Origin of the sequence: Cupriavidus sp. L7L, assembly GCF_004353535.1 — a bacterium.
In the GTDB taxonomy this organism is placed as follows: Bacteria; Pseudomonadota; Gammaproteobacteria; order Burkholderiales; family Burkholderiaceae; genus Cupriavidus; species Cupriavidus oxalaticus_A.
The window spans coordinates 443,178-462,049 of sequence record NZ_SMNY01000009.1; the positions used below are offsets into that span (position 1 = coordinate 443,178).

At 54.5% G+C, this 18,872-nt stretch carries 16 protein-coding genes; 10 read left to right on the plus strand and 6 right to left on the minus strand.

Annotated features, from left to right (window positions below; genetic code table 11):
* Positions 1 to 191: 191 nt before the first annotated feature.
* Together E1J61_RS09975 and E1J61_RS09980 are read right to left on the minus strand one after the other, a co-directional pair.
* On the minus strand, positions 192 to 812 hold the full coding sequence (locus E1J61_RS09975; RefSeq protein WP_133094220.1) for a phosphatase PAP2 family protein: 621 nt from the start codon (positions 810 to 812) through the stop codon (positions 192 to 194).
* Between the two features lie 160 nt (positions 813 to 972).
* Complete coding sequence (locus E1J61_RS09980) at positions 973 to 1,395, minus strand: Lrp/AsnC family transcriptional regulator (RefSeq protein ID WP_133093898.1); 423 nt, start codon at positions 1,393 to 1,395, stop codon at positions 973 to 975.
* 156 nt (positions 1,396 to 1,551) lie between these two features.
* On the opposite strand from E1J61_RS09980, the gene E1J61_RS09985 reads away from it, so the two are divergent.
* Both E1J61_RS09985 and E1J61_RS09990 read left to right on the plus strand, forming a co-directional pair.
* Positions 1,552 to 2,430 carry a dimethylarginine dimethylaminohydrolase family protein gene (locus E1J61_RS09985; RefSeq protein ID WP_133093899.1) on the plus strand — a complete coding sequence of 293 codons (879 nt, stop codon included), beginning with the start codon at positions 1,552 to 1,554 and terminating at the stop codon, positions 2,428 to 2,430.
* 11 nt (positions 2,431 to 2,441) lie between these two features.
* Complete coding sequence (locus tag E1J61_RS09990) at positions 2,442 to 3,518, plus strand: ornithine cyclodeaminase (protein WP_133093900.1); 1,077 nt, start codon at positions 2,442 to 2,444, stop codon at positions 3,516 to 3,518.
* 143 nt (positions 3,519 to 3,661) lie between these two features.
* Here E1J61_RS09990 and E1J61_RS09995 read toward each other — a convergent pair whose 3' ends face one another.
* Complete coding sequence (locus tag E1J61_RS09995) at positions 3,662 to 4,258, minus strand: helix-turn-helix domain-containing protein (RefSeq protein ID WP_133093901.1); 597 nt, start codon at positions 4,256 to 4,258, stop codon at positions 3,662 to 3,664.
* 683 nt (positions 4,259 to 4,941) lie between these two features.
* Entirely contained in the window at positions 4,942 to 5,157 is a 216-nt protein-coding gene (locus E1J61_RS10000) for a hypothetical protein (RefSeq protein ID WP_243736827.1), read from the minus strand.
* An 821-nt stretch (positions 5,158 to 5,978) separates the two neighbouring features.
* Between E1J61_RS10000 and E1J61_RS10005 the strand changes: the two genes are divergently transcribed.
* From E1J61_RS10005 to E1J61_RS10045, 8 genes are all read left to right on the plus strand, one after another.
* A complete protein-coding gene (locus E1J61_RS10005; protein ID WP_133093902.1) occupies positions 5,979 to 7,112 on the plus strand; it encodes a polysaccharide biosynthesis/export family protein in 1,134 nt (377 codons plus the stop codon).
* On the plus strand, positions 7,109 to 7,546 hold the full coding sequence (locus tag E1J61_RS10010; protein ID WP_133093903.1) for a low molecular weight protein-tyrosine-phosphatase: 438 nt from the start codon (positions 7,109 to 7,111) through the stop codon (positions 7,544 to 7,546). Before E1J61_RS10005 ends, E1J61_RS10010 begins: the two co-directional genes overlap by 4 nt.
* Before the next feature lie 21 nt (positions 7,547 to 7,567).
* Positions 7,568 to 9,808 carry a polysaccharide biosynthesis tyrosine autokinase gene (locus tag E1J61_RS10015; RefSeq protein ID WP_133093904.1) on the plus strand — a complete coding sequence of 747 codons (2,241 nt, stop codon included), beginning with the start codon at positions 7,568 to 7,570 and terminating at the stop codon, positions 9,806 to 9,808.
* A gap of 287 nt (positions 9,809 to 10,095) precedes the next feature.
* Complete coding sequence (locus tag E1J61_RS10020; RefSeq protein WP_133093905.1) at positions 10,096 to 11,520, plus strand: mannose-1-phosphate guanylyltransferase/mannose-6-phosphate isomerase; 1,425 nt, start codon at positions 10,096 to 10,098, stop codon at positions 11,518 to 11,520.
* 67 nt (positions 11,521 to 11,587) lie between these two features.
* On the plus strand, positions 11,588 to 12,895 hold the full coding sequence (locus E1J61_RS10025) for a lipopolysaccharide biosynthesis protein (protein WP_133093906.1): 1,308 nt from the start codon (positions 11,588 to 11,590) through the stop codon (positions 12,893 to 12,895).
* Positions 12,895 to 13,830, plus strand: a complete 936-nt coding sequence (locus tag E1J61_RS10030; RefSeq protein ID WP_133093907.1) for a polysaccharide pyruvyl transferase family protein — start codon at positions 12,895 to 12,897, stop codon at positions 13,828 to 13,830. The genes E1J61_RS10025 and E1J61_RS10030 overlap by 1 nt, the downstream gene beginning before the upstream one ends.
* Before the next feature lie 5 nt (positions 13,831 to 13,835).
* Positions 13,836 to 14,735: a glycosyltransferase family 2 protein gene (locus E1J61_RS10035; protein WP_133093908.1), complete on the plus strand. Its 900-nt coding sequence runs from the start codon at positions 13,836 to 13,838 to the stop codon at positions 14,733 to 14,735.
* A 557-nt stretch (positions 14,736 to 15,292) separates the two neighbouring features.
* Complete coding sequence (locus tag E1J61_RS10045; protein ID WP_133093910.1) at positions 15,293 to 16,570, plus strand: hypothetical protein; 1,278 nt, start codon at positions 15,293 to 15,295, stop codon at positions 16,568 to 16,570.
* An 81-nt stretch (positions 16,571 to 16,651) separates the two neighbouring features.
* On the opposite strand, the gene E1J61_RS37360 is transcribed toward E1J61_RS10045, so the two are convergent.
* Together E1J61_RS37360 and E1J61_RS10050 are read right to left on the minus strand one after the other, a co-directional pair.
* Positions 16,652 to 16,804: a hypothetical protein gene (locus E1J61_RS37360; protein WP_165971450.1), complete on the minus strand. Its 153-nt coding sequence runs from the start codon at positions 16,802 to 16,804 to the stop codon at positions 16,652 to 16,654.
* Between the two features lie 374 nt (positions 16,805 to 17,178).
* Positions 17,179 to 18,549, minus strand: coding sequence for a right-handed parallel beta-helix repeat-containing protein (locus E1J61_RS10050; protein ID WP_133093911.1), 1,371 nt, complete (start codon positions 18,547 to 18,549; stop codon positions 17,179 to 17,181).
* Positions 18,550 to 18,872: the final 323 nt, after the last annotated feature.

The window sequence follows — 18,872 nt, forward strand, 5'->3', positions numbered from 1 at the left end:
CGCACCGCACAAGAGCAAAAAAGGGGCGTCCCCATGTCGTTCCCTCACCGTGCTGTTCGGCAAGAGCAAGATGTCGCCGCGTTCTCGCGCCCTGCCGCTGCACTACTAGATGTGGTGGCCGGCGATCGGCGGGCTGGTGGTCGGCATCCGCGGCAATTTCGAGCCGGCACTTCGGAGCTGGCTTCGCAGCCTTACTCACTCTTTGGCTCGCCGCGGCGGTAGGGATGATCGTGCCCCGACAGGAAGGTCGCCGTGCTTTCTACCAAGCGGTGAGTGTTGCCGACAAAGCTTGCGCCGGTGAGCGCTTGCAGGGTGGCCAAGCCAACCAGTGCGGCGACCAGCGGCGCCACGCTACGGGGCAGAGCGCCATGCCCGGGCCAGTTGAGGAAGGCCAGGCTGGTTGCCAGCCCCAATGCCAGCCCGGTGACAACCTCGGACGGCGAGTGCGCATGCAGGGCCAGGCGCGACCAGCCGATCAGCGTGGCCAGGCCAATGCCGCAGCCCACGCCGAACCGCGCCAGCCCGGGCCGCGATGCCGGTATGCACAAATAAAGAAGCACGGGAAATACCGCCGCAGCCATCGCGCTATGGCCGGAAATGCCCGTGAAATCGAGCGCGGGGATGCCCAGTCCCCATCCCATGAAGGCAAGTTTGGATATCAGGGTCGTCCCCGCAGCGGTCATGACGGCTGCGAGCCAGCGCAGGGCGCTGCCGGTTGTGTGGCTGTAGCGGAGCCACACTGCGATCAGCAGCGCACTAGGCAGCAGATAAGCGCTCTCGCCGAAATGGGAAACCAGGTTCCAGAGGTGCATGGATGCCAAACGCTGAACAGTCCGAAAACCAGGACTCGCAATACTATCTGCATACGTGCGGTGCCGCGATGAATCCAGGCCGTTGTCCGGATTAGCGAAGAATGGCCGCGGTGTAGGAGCCTCACCTTATGCGCCATAAGCCTGCCGGTGAAGGGCAAGTTCAAAGCTTGTAAGTAGAGAGCAGGATGCTCGTCTCCGTAGCTGCAATGCCCTCGATCAGCCGTATCCGATCCAGCGTCCGGTCGAACGCCTCGAGCGTGTCCGCACGCAGCTCTGCAATGATGTCCCAGCGCCCATTGGTCGTATGCAGGGCTTGTACGTTGGGCTCGCCGCGCAGGGCCTGCAACACGGTGCGGGCCTTGTTGCCTTCGACGGCGATCGTCATCCACGCGCGGATCCGGTGCGCCTCGGCCTCGGGCCGCAGGCGCACGGTATAGCCGACGATCAGCCCTTCCTTCTCCAGTTTGTCGATCCGGTTCTGCACGGTTGCACGCGACACGCGCAATGCTTGCGCCAACGCGGTGACCGGCGTCCGGGCGTTGTCGCGCAGCAGGGAGAGCAGTTGTTGATCGGTGGCATCCATGGCGTAAGGGGCGTTTTGTCGAATTGCCAATAGTGTCTGGCGTTTTGATCGACACAGGAGGCAAATTGCACAACTTGCTGGCTATTAGTTAACACCAGCCTGCACCAGAATGCAATCGACTGAATTCTTTCAAGAACCCCTAAATAAGGAGCCGCCGTGATCCACACCCCCACGATCCTGCTTGTCGAGCCGACCTTCTACGACGTGTCGTACAGCATCAATCCGTGGATGGACCCCGCCGCCTGGGCGCGCGATCCGCGCGGCATGCACAGCAACGCCATGCAGTCGTTCGACGCGCTGCGCACCGCGCTGGGCCGGGCCGGTTTTACGGTGGAAGTGGCCGCGGGTGCACCCGGCCTGCCAGACATGGTGTTCCCGGCAAATGCCGCCGTGGTGCTCGACGGTCGCGCACTGCTGGCGCGCTTCCGCTACCCGCAGCGCCGCGGCGAAGAAGTGCCGTTCGCGGCCATCTTCGGCGCGCTGCGGGAGCGCGGCCTGCTCGATGAAGTGGCGCTGCTGCCCGAAGGCTGCTTCCAGGAGGGCGCGGGGGACTGCATCTGGGATGCCGGCCGCGGCCATTTCTGGGCCGGCTTCGGGCCGCGCTCGTCGCATGAGGCGGCCACCGCCGTGTCGGATTTCTTTGGCAAGGAAGTCGTGGCACTGGAGCTGGCCACCGAGCAGAGCTACCACCTCGACGTTTGCTTCTGCCCGCTGTCCGGCGGCGAGATCCTCTATTACCCGCCGGCCTTCAGCGAAGCGGCGCTGCGCGAGCTGCGCGCCCGGCTGCCGGCGCGCCTGCGCATCGAGGCCAGCGCCGACGACCTGCGCCACTTCAGCGTCAACGCCGTCAACCTGGACGACCAGGTGGTGATGACCCGCACCACGCCGCATCTGCGCACCGAACTGAGCCGGCGCGGTTATCACTTGCACGAGGTCGACCTGACGCCCTTCATGCTCTCAGGCGGCGGCGCCTATTGCATGACGCTGCGGCTCGACCGCAGCAGCGGGCCCGGCATCGCCGCGGCCGCGGCATGATGGAGCCAATCATGAAAGAGACCGCCCGCTCGCTGTTCCTCGACGCCAACGACGTGGCCCGGCTGGTGGCCGCGCTCGGCGTGCAGCCCGCCATCGTGCAGATGGCAGAACATATCCGCCAGGACTTCCTGCGCTGGGATGCCTTCGACAAGTCCGCCCGCCTGGCCAGCCATTCCGCGCGCGGCGTGATCGAGCTGATGCCGGTGAGCGATGGCATCCAGTACGCGTTCAAGTACGTCAACGGCCATCCGCGCAATGCGCAGCATGGCATGCCAACCGTGATGGCGTGCGGCCTGCTGGCCGAAGTGGAAACCGGCTTCCCGCTGATGCTGGCCGACCTGACGCTGGCCACCGCGCTGCGCACCGCCGCCACTTCGGCGCTGGCGGCGCAGGCGATGGCGCGGCCTGGCGCGCGCACCATGGCGCTGATCGGCAACGGCGCACAGGCCGAGTTCCAGGTGCTTGCCTTCCACGCCATGCTGGGCGTGCGCGAGATCGCCGCCTACGACATCGATCCCGCCGCCACGGCAAGGCTGATGCGCAACCTTGCGGGGGTGCCGGGGCTGGAGATAGTGCCGGCTACATCAGTGCATGCGGCCCTGGCCGGCGCGGACATTGTGTCGACCGTCACCGCTGACAAGACACGCGCGACCATCCTGACGCCTGACATGGTCCAGCGGGGCATTCATGTCAATGCAGTGGGCGGGGACTGCCCGGGCAAGACCGAACTGCATGCTGACATTTTGCGCACGTCCCATGTCGTGGTGGAGTACGAGCCACAAACGCGGCTCGAGGGCGAGATCCAGCAGTTGCCGCCGGACCACCCGGTGACCGAGCTTTGGCAGGTCCTCTCAGGCAGCGCACCCGGCCGCACCGCTGTCGACGATGTGACGATCTTCGATTCAGTGGGGTTTGCGCTGGAAGACTATGCCGCGCTGCGCTGGCTGTACGCGGCCGCCCATGTCCACCATGCCGGCCGGGCTGTCGAACTGGTAGCTGTGCCGCCGGATCCGCGCAACCTGTACGGCTGGATGATGGAAACGCAGCGACTCCACAAGCCCGTGCCGCACACGGCCGCGGTGGCATGAGAGGCGAGAGCAGTCCCGGTCCCCGCGTACACAGGGCTCAGTTGTCAGCGGTGCAAAAGAAAAAGGCGCTGTCCTCGTGCAACGAGTGACAGCGCCGTAGCTAGTCATGCGTCCCCGGGCTTAGCTTACCCCGGGGCGAGCACTCAGCCTCTTCGGCCAATCATCAACTGGGCCCGCAGAAAGCCCTTGACCTCTTCAAGCGACGGTGTCTTGAGGAAAACCATGATGCCCCAGTGCTGCAAGGCATCCGCCACACCGTCATAGGCCTGGCGGTTGGTGATGACGGCAAAGACGACGTGCAGTTTGGAAAAAAAGTTTTGCAGCTTCTCGATGGTGGCCGATTCAGCGTCGTCCAGCTCTTCTACGTAGTACAGCACTACGCGCGGATGGGCGCTGACTGAAGTGATCACCGTGTCGAGCACGTCTTCCACCACGACACTCTTGAGCGGCAGTCCCCACTTAGACAACTGAGAGTGGATGCGCTGGGCTTCCTGGTGGTTAGGGTGGAACACCACCAGATCCAGTTCATGCTCGGATGCCGGCTGGCTGCCCACCCGGGTGGCCAGCAAGTTGTGAACCGTCTCCTTGTGGATACGGCGGTGGCCGCCATTGGTCTTCCATGCTCCCAGCTCACCGCGCTCCACCATTTTCTGAACCGTTCCGAGCGATACGTTAAGGAGTTTCGCAGCGGTACGTGTACTGTAATAAGGCTTATCAGTCACATCGATGTCGATTGACATTTCCTCACCCGTGATCGTTGACAGAATAGACCGGTACATTGCGTGTGCCGGTTCCAGCTCCCCTAGGCCGCCATACTCAAACTTGGCTGCCCATCTTTTTCCTGCGCCGCGGCCTGCTACTGTCGTATGCACTTACCGCCACCCGGTGGGTTGGCAGAATGCACTCTATGGTGCGTTAACGACATGTGCCACTTTTAGGTAAACCCCCCAACGGAGGGGATGCGGCAATCATATGCGCTTCTTCGGAAAAAACGACTAGGTGAAACCTTATATTACGTTTCACTCCGCCACTTCTATGACCTGCCGCACATTTGTGGGGTTTGACACAAATTTGGGATTTTTCGTTCCCACTGCCCCACCAGTACGAAACGGTGTCTTGGCTATAACAAACGGCTATGTGTAGAGAACTATAGTGAAGGGAGCGCTACTGGGCCAAGTTCCTTCACCCATCCGAGCGGGGGGTGAAGTGCCACACTAAAGACTTGGCCTGCCGCAAGGTGCGGGACGCGCGCCAGTCGGTCAAAAAGGAGCAAGACGGCTACCAGGAAGAACCCATGGCCAGCGCGGCCTCCGCCACCTAACGCGGGATTTGAGTCTAGAGGGAAGACTCTAGATGTCTCACATTGAATAAAAATGGCGCAAATGGCACGGGGAACCAGGAACGCCTAAACCATCGCCAACTGTCAAGAATACGACTTGACCAGTTTGGACTTGAGCGGCCAGCGCTTCGAGGCAAGGATCCAGATGCAAAGGAGAGGGCCCAGCAGGGGCACCAGCGAAAGATAGGCGTACCCGGAAGAAAAATGTGCCTGCCGGAAGACCCGCTGGAACGGTACGAACCATAACAATTCGAACACCACCAGGCCTAGCAGAATAAAGGGCGCGCTGTTCATGGTCATAGGGCTTTATCAAGGCCTTGTTTCGCTCACTTCCCCGGATTATCCGAACGGCTTTTGTGCACTGCACCCCTACTATCGTGGGGGTACCCCCTTTGTGGGGTAAAGAATGTGGCAGCCGTACCGACAAGCGCCGTTACCGAAGCATTAACATCACGTCCAGTCTCCCGGGCGGGCAACATTTGACCTGAAGCGGCAGGTATGTCCCGTTGCAACCAAGAATTCCCTAATCAATTGATTTATATGAAGAACTTGGTTGGTGCTTCATGCGGAGCGGCAGCATCACAAGGAATGTGGTGATGTATAAGGCGCTGCCGTCCTCGCCATTTGGACCCCTTATGCGATGCCGGGAATGTATTGCGGCGTCGCAACATTGCATCTCACCCGCTTGGGTGTTGTTGTCCGGGATCGCTGGCCGCCTAATCGCAGTCTCCCGTCTCTTGCCCTCAGGGGGCGGAACTTTGCTGCACTGCAGCGACACCATGCCATGTGCTTTGTAGTAGACATTTATCCGCCTGTTGCAATGCGGGAAAACCCATGGTCACTGGAAGGTCGAAATGCTAAAATGGCCAAATTCGAGAAAATCGCGCTGATGCCAGACGCGATGCAGATCCAGAGCGGCTAAGAAAGCTGCGCGAGGCGTGCCATCGGCAAGCCCGTGATGCTGGGTGGAGGAAGTGGTGGGGGCCGGCAGTCCGGCGTTACACCAGGCACGCCGGAAGAATGCAAAGCGTTCGCAGGAAGGGATGCCGCTGGCACAGCCACCCGGCAAGCCCTCGCTTCACGCGTCTTCGGCGTCAAGTCAACCTTTGAAGACGTATTCAATGCTGTCAAGACTCCCGAGTGTCCGAAGAGGGCTGGTCGCAATCGCAATGGTTCCCTGGCTGGCGTCCTGCGCGCTGTCTCCGGGTATGCGCTTTGATCCGCAGCGTCCGCTGAACCCGGACGATCCCAATTCTGTACCCAAGGTCACCCCAATCACGCCAGAACTGGTGCGCGCCCAAAGGGCTGCTGCCCGGCCGACCAATGAAGGCGTGGCGGATCTGTTCGGCACGCCGGCGCCGTACACACTGGGGCCTGGCGACATCCTGTCAATCGTGGTGTGGGACCACCCCGAGCTGGTATTCCCCACGCAGACCTACTCGATTGGCGCCGCCTATGACATCCCCAACTACAGTGGGGCGGCCAACGTACCAGGCTACGTGGTGAGTCCGGCTGGCACCATCCAGTTCCCGTATGCCGGCGTGGTGAAAGTCACTGGCAAGACCCCGGATCAGATTCGAGGTGAACTGAGTACCGCGCTCAAGAACGTTGTCACCATGCCCCAGCTCACGGTCCGCGTGCTTGCCTATCGCAGCAAGCGGGTCTACCTGGATGGCGAAGTCAAGACGCCAGGGCCGCAAAACATCGACGACGTTCCCATGACCCTGGTGGAAGCGCTAAACCGAGCCGGCGGGATCAACGTCCTCACCGGCGACAACAGTCGTATCCGAGTCTCACGCGGCGGCAAGAATTACTACGTCAACATGCCCGCGCTGCTGCAGCAGGGTGTCGATCCAGCAAACATCCTGCTGCGCGGTGGCGACATCGTGCGCGTGGAGCAACGCGAGGACAGCAAGGTGTTCGTTACCGGTGAAGTGGTAAGGCCATCGACGGTACTGCCCCGCAATGGCCGGTTGACCCTGAACGAAGCCATTGGCGACGTGGGTGGTGTGAACCCGGTTACCGCCAATGCCAAAGAGGTCTACGTCATCCGTAAGAACACCGACGGCGATGCTGAAGTATTCCACCTTGACGGGAAGTCTCCGGTGTCGCTGGCCTTGGCGGAATCGTTTGAGCTCAAGCCCAAGGACGTGGTGTATGTGGACGCCGCCGGGGTGGTGCGCTGGAGTCGCGTGATCAACCAGATTATCCCGAGCGCCAATTTCTTTAATTCCACTGCGAATACGCTGAAATGATTAAGCGTGTACTTGTCGTTTGCATCGGCAATATTTGTCGAAGCCCTATGGCCGAAGCGAAGTTGCGCCAGGCCCTGCCGGAAATGCAGGTCGAGTCAGCCGGCCTGGGCGCGCTAGTTGGCAGGCCTGCCGACTCCATGGCCACCGACCTCATGACCGAGGCTGGGTTGAATATCCATCAGCACCGAGCCCAACAGCTCACCCAAGCATTGGCTAGCCAGGCGGACATGATCCTTGTAATGGACAGCGAGCAAAAGCGCGAAATCCAGCGCCGCTACCCGTCCGCTTCAGGCAAGGTTTTTCGCTTGGGCGAAGTGGGAAAATTCGATATCCCCGACCCCTATCGCCAGCCGCGTTCAGCATTTGAACATGTGCTCCAGCTTATTCAGCAGGGCGTCGAAGCCTGGGTGCCCCGTATTCGGGCGCTGGGTTAAACAGATTTTGCAGTGAAGCTCATGAACCAGAATCCTACCTACGTTCAAGTTGCGCCTCCCCAACAGCAGGATGATGGCGAGATCGATTTCGTTCGGTATTTGGATGTCCTGTTGAACAGTCGATGGTTGATTGCTTCGATCGCAGCAGTAGTGCTCGGACTTGGCCTCGCTTACGCATTTCTGGCGCGGCCGGTGTATGAGGCAAACATCCTTGTTCAGGTGGAGGACAATCCAAATAGTGCCAATAGCCTGCTAGGGGACGTCTCCTCGCTATTTGATGTGAAAACTCAAGCGACGGCTGAAATCGAGCTTCTGCGTTCGCGCATGGTCGTGGGCAAAGCCGTCGATGACCTGCGGCTATACATCGATGCTAAGCCTCGGTATTTCCCTGTGATAGGTGAGTGGCTCGCAAGCCGTTCAAAGCGGTTATCTGAGCCCGGACTATTTGGGATTGGCGGATTTGTGTGGGGTATAGAAGCCATCAAAGTTTCTACCTTTGATGTGCCAGCCAATCTGGAAGGCGAGAAGTTTCGGCTCACGGTGCTTAACGGCAGCCGCTTCCTGCTCGAACAGAGTGATCTAGATAATCCACTTGAAGGCAAAGTTGGAGAGCCTCTGGTCGTAAATCACCAGGTAGGAGAAATCAAGCTGCTGGTCACAGAGCTCAAGGGAAAGACTGGTGCGACGTTTTCGCTAGTCCGGCACTCCGAACTGAAGACGCTGGAGAAGCTCCAGGATGATTTGAGAATTGAGGAAAAGGGGAAGCAAAGTGGCATCATCGGCGCCGCTCTTCAAGGAAAGAATCCTACGTTGACATCCGCAATTCTGAATAAAATCGGCGCCGAGTATGTTGATCAGAACATTAGGCGGAAAGCAGCTGAGGCAGAAAAATCACTAATATTCCTCGGTGACCTGCTGCCCCAACTTAAAAGTGAACTTGAACGAGCGGAAGTCAAGTTTAATGCTATGCGCAATAAACGCGGCACATTTAATCTAAGTGAGGAAGGCAAAGCATATCTTCAGGAAGCAGTCACATCAGAAACTAGCCTTCTTGAACTTAAACAAAAGCGCACCGAATTGCTGACGCGATTCAGGCCAAATCACCCATCCTTGGTAGCACTCGATCAGCAAATCGCCGCACTGAGCGCAAAGGTCGGGAGCGCGGCCAAACAAATGAAGTCGCTGCCTGACCTCGAGCAGGACACGCTACGTTTGATGCGTGACGTCCAGGTGAACAATGACCTCTATGTTGGGCTGTTGAACAACATGCAGCAACTCAAGTTGGTGAAAGCAGGAAAGGTGGGAAATGTTCGATTGGTAGATAACGCGCGTATCCCGGAGGAAGCCTTAAAGCCAAAAAAGCCATTGGTTATCGCGCTCGCCGCTGTGCTTGGTGTGATGCTGGGTGTAGTGGTTGCGTTTGTGCGAAATGCGCTATACGGCGGCATCACGGATGCCCAGGATATCGAGCAGCACACTGGGTTGAATGTCTACGCAACGGTGCCCCTTTCTCAAGCGCAAGTTGATCTGACAGAAAGGCTTCGTTCACGCAAACCAGGTCAGCACATTCTTGCTCAGCATTTCCCGGAAGAGCCCTCTATTGAGAGCCTGCGCAGTCTACGCACGGCGTTACAGTTCGCAATGCTGGATGCCGGCAACAATCGCGTGCTTCTTACCGGGCCTACCCCGGGTGTTGGTAAGTCATTCATATCTGCAAATCTTGCCGTCATCATGGCTTCAGGTGGGAAACGTGTGCTGGTGATCGATGCCGATATGCGTAAGGGCTATCTGAACCAGTATTTCGGTAAGGATCGGAATCCTGGCCTGTCTGACGTACTGGTGGGCAAGACAACCATGGAGCAAGTAATCCACCATAATGTGACTGAAAACCTCGACTTTATCGGGACTGGCACTATCCCTCCCAACCCAGCCGAGCTTTTGATGAATGAGCGTATGGTGAGTTTGTTGGAAAAAGTCAGTGAAAAATACGACCTCGTTCTCATCGATACGCCTCCCGTGCTAGCGGTTTCTGACTCCGCGATCTTGGCAGCGCGCTGCGGGACAGTACTCCTAGTTACTCGCTTTGAGAAGACTACAATTGGCGAGATAACGGAAAGTACAAAGCAATTAGGTCATGCGAATGTCGATGTTAAGGGAGTGATCTTTAATGGACTGGATCCGGAAGCCTTCCGTTATGGTTACGGTTCAAAATACGGCCGATATCGCTATGCCTACTATGGTTATGCGACCGATAAGCAATAAGTAGCCCTGCAGTGCTTCAGATCCGTTGGATGCTTGAGTCGGTGGTGAAGAGCGCAAAGACAGCCAATTAGCGTTTCACCTGCCGAGAAAACTGCGGAGCAACGGTGACCTAGTATTTTTCGACTTAGTAACCTGCACCATTGTTTCGCCATGCAATAAAGCAATCTCCTCCCGTCTTTGGGGGAGTTGGCGCGTGAATCCACAAAGATCGCGCGGTTCCTTCAAGCGCCTGTATCCTTTTTGGTACAGGTCGCCCGATATAAACATGAGAGAGTAGGAGCACAGGGATGGTATCGTCGCCTGTAATTATTCCTGTTATCCTTTGCGGTGGCTCTGGCACGCGTCTCTGGCCGTTATCACGCGAAGGTTATCCCAAACAATTTCTTCGCCTTTTGGGCAATCGATCGCTTTTACAAGATACACTTCTGCGCTCCAGTGAGGTGCCAGACATCGGCTCTCCTATTTTAATGGCGGGTCATGCACATCGTTTCATGGTGGCCGAACAAGCGCGTGAAGCTGGGTTTGAGAACGCCAGCCTTATTCTGGAGCCACACGGGCGCAATACTGCGCCGGCAGCTGCCGTGGCAGCGTTCTCAGCTATGGCTGATGGAAAGGATCCTCTCCTTCTTCTTCTGCCGTCGGATCATTTAATTCGCAATATCCCCGCATTCGTCCATGCGGTAATGGCCGGCGTGCCCTCCGCTCAGAATGGTGCGATAGTGACTTTCGGCATCGTGCCAACGGAGCCTGCCCCGGGGTACGGCTATATGAAAACGGGGCCGTGTGACGAAAATGCAGCATTTGAGGTTGATAGGTTTGTCGAGAAACCCTCTGTGGCAACAGCCAAGGAATATCTATCCCAAGACGGGTATTTCTGGAACAGCGGCATGTTCCTGTTCAAGGCATCCACGTATCTTGGAGAACTCGAGAAGTTTCAGCCAGACATGTTTCGCTCAGTGCAAGACGCTGTAAACAGAGGGCGCAAGGATCTTGACTTCTTTCGTCTTGAAGAGGAGGCGTTCAAGCAGTGTCGTAGTGACTCAATCGACTATGCGGTAATGGAGCACACGGATAGAGCTCGCATGATACCCATGTCCGCGGAGTGGAGCGACGTGGGCTCCTGGGATGCCCTTTGGCAAGCCGGGGAGAAAGGAGAGGATGGCAACCTTGCAACTGGCGATGTGCTTATCCACGACACAAAGGACTGTCTTGTTCACTCTTCACATCGATTGGTGGCGGTTGCTGGACTTGATAACCTAATGGTAGTCGAGACACCGGATGCTGTGCTTGTAGTGCACAGGGAAAAATCACAGGATGTAAAGGCGCTCGTTGAAAAGATACGGCAGAGAGGCGGCCGTGAAATAAAAGAACACCGGAAGGTCTACAGACCCTGGGGTGCATACGACTCCGTCGACAACGGGGAGCGTTATCAAGTGAAGCGTATTACTGTGAAGCCGGGGGGAAAGCTTTCCCTCCAAATGCACCATCATCGCGCCGAGCACTGGATCGTGGTGTCTGGAACTGCCCGGATTCGCAATGGAGAGCGGGATTACTTGTTAACCGAAAATCAATCTACCTACATTCCAGTTGGTGAGCCTCACTGCCTAGAAAATCCCGGAAAGATCCCATTGGAACTGATTGAGGTCCAGTCGGGTGCATATCTGGGAGAGGACGATATAGTCCGTTTCGAGGATATCTATGGGCGCGCATAATTTTCGCAAAGTTATCATAACGCTTTCCAAAGAAGACTCGAATCGACCAAAAAAATGAGATGACTTGATGATCGCGAAAGCCTGGTTTAAATCGATTTGTTCCGTTGCTGCCGTGGTCGTCATAGGGTTTTCATCAAACTTGCTGACGGCCAGAGCCCTCGGGCCAGAGGGGCGCGGATCATATTCTGCAGTGATATTGCTTACGACGCTGGTTTCCGGACTGGCCCAATTCGGTTTTGGTCAAGCATTTGTTTTTGCTAGTAGGACCAATAATGGCCTAGACCAGCGAGCCTTGCTTTGGAAATGTAGTGCCGCAGTGCTGTTTAGTGCGGTTGTGATTGGTCAGTTGTTCCTCTTGTCTTCACCAAAATTGAGTGGGGGGCATGCGACACTAGCGATCACTTTTTCTGCTGCATTTTCGCTGTACACCCTATATGTTAGTGCAGCGCAGCTGCAATCCGACCTGAATGTTTATAATATCGGGAAGCTGTTATTTCCTTTTCTAAGCCTAATTGTATTTCTCTCAGGCTTCCTGGGCGGCTGGTTGACGCTTGAGTATGCATTGACTGCGCAAATGGTCCTCTCGATAGTTTGCTCCATAGCCTTGATGGTGATTATTTTGAGAAAAATCATCAGAAAAGCAGGGAGTGCTAGCGAAACTGCCGTTTCGAATAATGTCGTGGTCAGCTTTGTTCCCTTAGCATTAAAGTATCATTCAGTGGTGGTTCTGGGTTTGGTCACCAACAATTTGGATAAAGTCTATTTGCTATTGCGCGGTGGATTGGCTGACTTTGGGTTGTATAGCGTAGCAGTCTCTACTTCTAGATTGATCGGTGCTATCCAAGAAACGGCGTCCACTGCGCTCTTCTCGCATTTTGCTGGCCGGGAAAGCGGCGATGCCAAGGACGTCATTCTCATGGTGTTCCGAATGACCTTGCTCCCACTGCTGGCACTAGCGGTGATTATATCGCTTGCTAGCACTCATTTGATTGTCTTTGTTTTCGGTCGCGAATTTGGAGCGGCTGCTCTCCCGTTCAATATATTGCTCTTTGAAAGCGTTATCGGGGGCGCCTCGTGGATTCTTGCGCAGCAATTCCATGCTACCGGTCGACCAGGCGTCGTGCTGACGCGACAGTTAGCGGCAGTATTGCCCGTGTTGTTTCTGATCCCATTTCTCTCGCAGGAAAACCTCACGGTCACATTGGCCCTCCTTCTATTGTTAGGGTCGTGCATACGACTAGTTGTCACTCTTATAATGTACAAGATCATCCTAGCTCAGCCAATCCCGTCAATTACACCATCGAGGGCCGATTTCAAGCTGATATCCAAGATAATTGGCGAAAAATTTCCCGTAAAACTCGGAAGGTATGAGTAATGAAGAAAGAGCACCGAGAAGTGATGCTGCATCTCCAAGGCTTGCATTGCATGATCTCTGACCTTATTGACGATCGACCGGTTAACTATATCGATTTGCCTGTTCATGGAAATGTTGGTGATCTACTGATCATGAAGGGGACGATGAATTTCTTCTCGCGAAATAAGATCAGACCCTCACTAATGGCTGGTTACTACAACTACCGACCGAATTGGACTAAGCCCGGGGAAGTAGTAGTGTTCCACGGAGGCGGAAATTTTGGTGATTTATATCTGGGGCCGCAGCAAATCAGAGAGAGCACGATTGATCGCCTGAAAAATAATAGAATAATAATACTTCCTCAGTCGATACATTTTCAATCCTCGCAGAATTATAAAAGATCCGTAGATTTATTATCTAAGCATCAGGATCTTCATATATTTGTTAGGGATTCGGCTTCTTACGAACTTGCAAAGCCGATGTCGAAATATGTATATCTCGTGCCGGATATGGCTCACCAATTGTGGCCATTAAGGCAGGATGTGAGCGTGGGAAGCGGGGTATTGGGGTTTTTTAGAACAGATGACGAAATTGGAAAGCAGTTCGTTAGTGAATCGCGAACACAGACCGATTGGCCGCAGTTGGTAGGTGCTGATCGTACTCAGCGAATTCTACTGTTCTTTCGTGTAACGAAAGCACTTCATTTGTTGCGCGTAGACAAGCCATTTTCCATGAAGGCGATGATGCTGTGGATGCAATACGCAGATCGTCTCATAGCAGAGGCGGTTGACCTCTTCACTTCCCACGAGCGTGTCATCACGGATCGCTTGCATGGGCATATCTTAGCTTGTCTCCTAGAGTTACCCAATACGGTGTCCGATAATTCATATGGAAAGAATTCGCGCTACATAAATTCGTGGACGAAAGAAAGCAGACTTGTCAGCTTGGTTGGGTGACGTAAATGCCGAAGGTTTCAGTGGTGATGCCGGTCTATAACGGCGAAAAGTACGTGCGAAGCGCTATCGAGTCAATCTTGGCTCAGAGTTTCGTCGATTTCGAGCTTTTAGTGATTGACGACGGCTCCACCGATCAGACTGCCAGGATTATTCGAGAGTTGGTGGACCGAGACCCTCGTGTTAAGGTGATCCATCAGGCGAATGGTGGGATCGTATCGGCGCTTAATAGGGGGCTCGATCTTGCACGAGGTAAGTACATCGCACGTATGGACGCAGACGATGAGGCTTTGCCTGATCGCCTCCAGCTACAGTGTGAACTGATGGATATGAACGAAGCCGTTGTGGCTTGCGGGAGTTTTTATGAGAAAGTCGGCGCTGCTACGGGAATTGTCAAGATGCCAGTTTTGAATAAACAATGCCTATCCTATTTGCAGTTCCACAGCTGTTTTGCTCATCCAACGGTAATGATCAGGTCGGCAACGCTCAAACTCCATAGCCTGCGCTATAGAAGGGAGTGGGAGTATACCGAAGATTTCAAGCTGTGGTTAGACCTGTCCCAATACGGTGAGCTCGCTAACATTCCGAAGGTTCTTCTGAATTATAGAATGCATGTTCAGCAGATTGGGGTGACAAAGCGGGTATTGCAGAAGGAGAGGCATACGGATTTGGTCAAAAGTAACCTGAGAAAGATTGGTGTGGAGGTCTCGCATACAGATATCTATGACTTCCTCTGGCCAGGGAGGTTGAGGCCAATAGGTTCGCTCGGGTACATTGTTCGTGCAATGCGAATTCCCATGAAAGTCATTCGCTCGTCAGCTGAAGATCGCTGGAGAATGGCGCGAAGAGCAGGAGTTATTGTTGTGAAAAATATCGGTAGATCGATTTTCGCGAGATCTGCTTTATGACATCTTTTTGAGAGTGATATATCTCGAATTGGAATCGTTGGGTTGGAATAGACTGAAATTATGAGGGCAATCAGGTTTCTATTTTTGGATTGGCATTGTAACCGCCATAGTGGGAGGATACAGTTCATACTTTTCATGTACAGAGTTACGTCGTGCCTTTATCTGAAAGGTCGCGTGGTTAGAATTTTTGCCTTCCCGCTCTTTGTATTTTATAGAGTCTTGGTGGAATGGTTCTTCGGTTGTGAATTGCCGTGGAAGACCAGGGTAAATGGCCCCTTGACCATATATCACGCGCAAGGGATTGTGATAAATCCAGCCGCGGTAATTGGGGCGCATTGCATCATTCGTCATAATACGACTATCGGGGCCCGGCTCACCTCAGTCGACGCGCCGATCATAGGGGACCATGTGGATATTGGCTGCGGTAGCACAGTTCTAGGTGCAATCTCGATCGGCTCCCATGCCAAAATTGGTGCGGGCTCTGTTGTAGTCCATGATGTAAAAACTTGTTTCGTGGTTGCTGGAAATCCTGCGAGGCCGATTCGATCGGAGGCTGCATGAGATCGGATGTACTATTGGTAGTTCTTTTCTTTATGAAACTATCAATTGATTTTCTATCTCCTTTGCGAGCAGCCAACTTCTTGCTTACAAGCGGCGCTGCAATTGGCGTTTGCTTTGTGCTTTTGGCCCAGCCGCGTACATTGCCGCGAGTTGGTGTGGCCGGCATACTGCTCGCCTCGTCCTACTTGGTAATGTGTACTTGGTGGTATCTTCTAAGCGATGATTTCGACTCTTTTTTGAGATACGTGTCATTGGTGCCGATTTACTACAGCGTAAAGCTACTTGTCCTCAATCTCTCCCAAGAGAAGATAGTTGCGGTTTGCCGAATCGTGCTGAATTGCTTTATCTTCTTCTTTAGTATTTCGTTCGTCGTGTCTCTTGGTGTGGCGAACCCTTTGAGAAGGCAGTTCTTTAATTTCGAGCATGCTAATATTCTCGGAAGTTACGCTCTGTGTAGCTTGGCTTTTGTTTATATTATTAATTCCATCTCTTTCGCGCGCGTGAGGCAGAAAGTAATACCGGTTGTAATGTGTATGCTTTCAACATCCACTGGTGCTAGTATTCTAAGTCTGGCCGCCCTTCTGAATATGAGAAGATTTGGATTTTTTTCCATTATGCGTCTTCTGTTCGTTGGGATGATTGGCATTGGGGTATCTGGATACGTAATTTATGCGATGGATGTTGAGTTGTTCAGTAAGATATTCGGCCCATTTCAGCTAATTTGGAACGGTGCAATGGATCAGGTCGTGCAGTTGGCGCGACTCGGCCGTCCTATCCAGGAACTGGGCGATGAGTATCAGAGCTCACTTACATGGCGCTTCTACGCATACGTGATTTTTGGTGATTTCATTAAATCGCTATCCTTACAGGATCTACTTTTCGGGCTAGGCTTCGGCGGCTATACCCGCGTTTGGGGGGGGATGATGCCTCATAACGACTTTCTGCTCGTGCTAGTCGATTTTGGCCTGTTAGCTCTGCTGGCACTAGTGCTTTCTATTGGGATGGGCTTGAGGCTGGTTTGGAAACATCATCGCGCGTGGGTACCTATAGTGTTTGTTCTCGTCTTTAGATTGTCATTGGAAAATAATATTTCGTCCTTTTATTTGGTTAGTCTTATCGTGATGACGGTGGCATTGGTGGTAGCGTCTCTTCAGATTGTGACAAGTCAGCAGCGGGCGGTTGCCCGGGCGACAAGGACTGCCGAGGTTTTTAGGCGAAAATCGGGGCGAAAGGGACTGCCTCTCCGGGCTACCGATCGTCAGTTAGGAGTGTAGGCCCGCTGATTTCATTAGAACCGACTGAAAACGCTCCAATACAGAATGGTCAGTTGCGCTGTTTGACTGGCTCGCGAACCCTCAATGCGGATAGAACCCGAGCCTGCTCTTGACTTGACTGATAGTCGACGGTGCAGCCACGGATTTGGTCTGGTCGGGGACAAACGTGGTGCCAAATCGATTGAGCGGCAAGCGCGTGGGCGGCAGCTCGCTGGCGGCGGCTTGCAGGTGCATTTGCATCACCCGATACAGAATATCGGTGCCATAAGGCAAATTGCCTCATGCGCGCGGACCTATCGCGACGACAACGTTCAGCCCAAGCAGCGCACCGTCGCTACCCTCGGCCGCCTCCGCCAACTCGGCGAGAGCGCATGGAGGGCGTGATCAAAACAGGCCTACCACACGCAGCAACGCCAGCCACCGAGGAAGTCCCGGGCGATGTCATTGGACGGTTTGCGCCTGATCGTGGCGCAACGGCACCCAGCGCGCGCGGGCCCTCTCGAGTTAGACAGTCGTTTGGGCGGGAACCGAATTGTTCGCCGCTGGCTTCAGAGCGTAGATGTAGCTTTCCAACCAGTATTTTCCTTGATTCGGTAGATCGTTCGTAGTTAATTGGGCTTTTCCTGTTGTTGCTTTGTATTATCAAAGCTATTTCCGGAGACTGCCGTAATAGCGCGATCTACTGAATTGTTAGAGCGACCGACGACGCGGTTGTTCCGCACTACCGAATTCTCCTCAGAATAACGCCCACCATTCTTGCTGGTAATGCTGATGCCGGCTTTGGTGGTGTTATTATCTCCGTACACGATGTTATCTTCGATCTTCAATTCGCCGAATATTGTCGATGCGCCGTCACTAATAATTGATATCCCACTCTCTGCTGGTGTGTAGATGACATTATTAGTGGCGACTATATGACGGGTCCTGCCGTTTGTGTAACACTTGATGCCGTCGCCAGCTGAGTCGCGAATTATGTTGCCTCGGGCGATTGCATCGCTAAATAAATAGATGCCTTCCTTACTGGGTGTTATTAGATCATTATAACCCGTGCGAGTTATCTTGTTGTTTTGAATAATGCCGTTCCCTTCGATCCCGTTTTCCCCGACGTCTTCGATGTTGTTGCCAATTACGAGACAGTCGTTTGCCGTGGAATGGATCAAATAAATTCCATTGGTACCAACGCCAGATGAACCTTTTGGCTTTAAGCCGCCAGTGCGCTTGATCGTATTACGTGCTATCAGTCCACCGGTAGGCTTGTTATAGGTCGTTATTCCGCGATAATAGGTGTCATGAATGTCGACGCCCGATATTTCATAATCCTCCCCTCCGTTGACGAAGACCGCGCCTTGACCATACGTGCGTTGCATTTCGCCGCCGCGAACGCAAAGCCGGACTCCGTTGGTTGAGTAGACGCCGCATCCTTGGTAGGTAGGGTTGATGTTCTCGCCGCCAATGTTCGAAAGATCTGGATTAATAATCATGAGATCGGCGGCGCCGTGGCTATTGTCAACAGCGTTGTAGTGAACGTCGCGGACTTTGGGCCTTATGAGGGTCACGCCATTTGCGCCAGCCAAAATACTGAAGCCACTGCCACGATTAGTCCTCCCGTTGCCGGAGATAAATATTCCATCGCAGATGCACCCGGCATTCACCTGAAGTGAGCCCTCGATAAAGACTAATTCGCCGCCTTGGCCGATGATACGCGCACCAGGTGGTAGTTTGACCGTTGTCCCGAGCATGAAGCGGCCAGGTGGGATTGCGATTGCCGCTCCACTAGCGAGGGCGGAATTTAGTGCCGCTTGGTTGTCTGTGCCGCCGCTACCGTTCCAATCGGCCTTGCCGCCGAAGTCTGTCAACCGGAGAATTTGGCCGCGGAACGGCGTCACGGACAAGGCCGATTGAGCGCTTACGGCGCGCCCGAAATACAAGATACCGAGGCTGCAAAGCGTCGCAATTGCAGTACGTCGAGTTTTTTCCATGTTGCCTCCGATGCCGTCAGCATGCAGCAATAATTTCGGGCTCGGTCGTGACTTTCACTATAGTGATTGTTTGCAAGGTGCACATGGCACGATCGCGGGGTGCACGGATACAGGTCCGCCGCTCTCATATATTTTCGTCTCTGGCGGAGGGGCATGCCCGACTTCGACTATAGGTAAATAGTCTATGCTGAAAGGGCATGGCCATTTCGTCTCAAGTGACCGTGATCGTTGACGCGAGGAAATACGCGTGAGCGTAAATATCTGTCGGTAGAAATGGGTTACACCGGCCGGTAACCCAGATCGAATAGGGGGGTGTTGAACCA

Excerpts from the sequence above, each read along its gene's own strand:
- E1J61_RS10030 (WP_133093907.1), top strand. The coding sequence starts at position 12,895 with ATGAAGAAAGAGCACCGAGAAGTGATGCTGCATCTCCAAGGCTTGCAT.
- E1J61_RS10035 (WP_133093908.1), top strand. The coding sequence starts at position 13,836 with ATGCCGAAGGTTTCAGTGGTGATGCCGGTCTATAACGGCGAAAAGTAC.
- E1J61_RS09995 (WP_133093901.1), bottom strand. The coding sequence starts at position 4,258 with ATGTCAATCGACATCGATGTGACTGATAAGCCTTATTACAGTACACGT.
- E1J61_RS10050 (WP_133093911.1), bottom strand. The coding sequence starts at position 18,549 with ATGGAAAAAACTCGACGTACTGCAATTGCGACGCTTTGCAGCCTCGGT.
- E1J61_RS10015 (WP_133093904.1), top strand. The coding sequence starts at position 7,568 with ATGAACCAGAATCCTACCTACGTTCAAGTTGCGCCTCCCCAACAGCAG.
- E1J61_RS10005 (WP_133093902.1), top strand. The coding sequence starts at position 5,979 with ATGCTGTCAAGACTCCCGAGTGTCCGAAGAGGGCTGGTCGCAATCGCA.
- E1J61_RS10010 (WP_133093903.1), top strand. The coding sequence starts at position 7,109 with ATGATTAAGCGTGTACTTGTCGTTTGCATCGGCAATATTTGTCGAAGC.
- E1J61_RS37360 (WP_165971450.1), bottom strand. The coding sequence starts at position 16,804 with ATGCACCTGCAAGCCGCCGCCAGCGAGCTGCCGCCCACGCGCTTGCCG.
- E1J61_RS10045 (WP_133093910.1), top strand. The coding sequence starts at position 15,293 with ATGAGATCGGATGTACTATTGGTAGTTCTTTTCTTTATGAAACTATCA.
- E1J61_RS09990 (WP_133093900.1), top strand. The coding sequence starts at position 2,442 with ATGAAAGAGACCGCCCGCTCGCTGTTCCTCGACGCCAACGACGTGGCC.
- E1J61_RS10025 (WP_133093906.1), top strand. The coding sequence starts at position 11,588 with ATGATCGCGAAAGCCTGGTTTAAATCGATTTGTTCCGTTGCTGCCGTG.
- E1J61_RS10000 (WP_243736827.1), bottom strand. The coding sequence starts at position 5,157 with ATGACCATGAACAGCGCGCCCTTTATTCTGCTAGGCCTGGTGGTGTTC.
- E1J61_RS10020 (WP_133093905.1), top strand. The coding sequence starts at position 10,096 with ATGGTATCGTCGCCTGTAATTATTCCTGTTATCCTTTGCGGTGGCTCT.
- E1J61_RS09975 (WP_133094220.1), bottom strand. The coding sequence starts at position 812 with ATGCACCTCTGGAACCTGGTTTCCCATTTCGGCGAGAGCGCTTATCTG.
- E1J61_RS09980 (WP_133093898.1), bottom strand. The coding sequence starts at position 1,395 with ATGGATGCCACCGATCAACAACTGCTCTCCCTGCTGCGCGACAACGCC.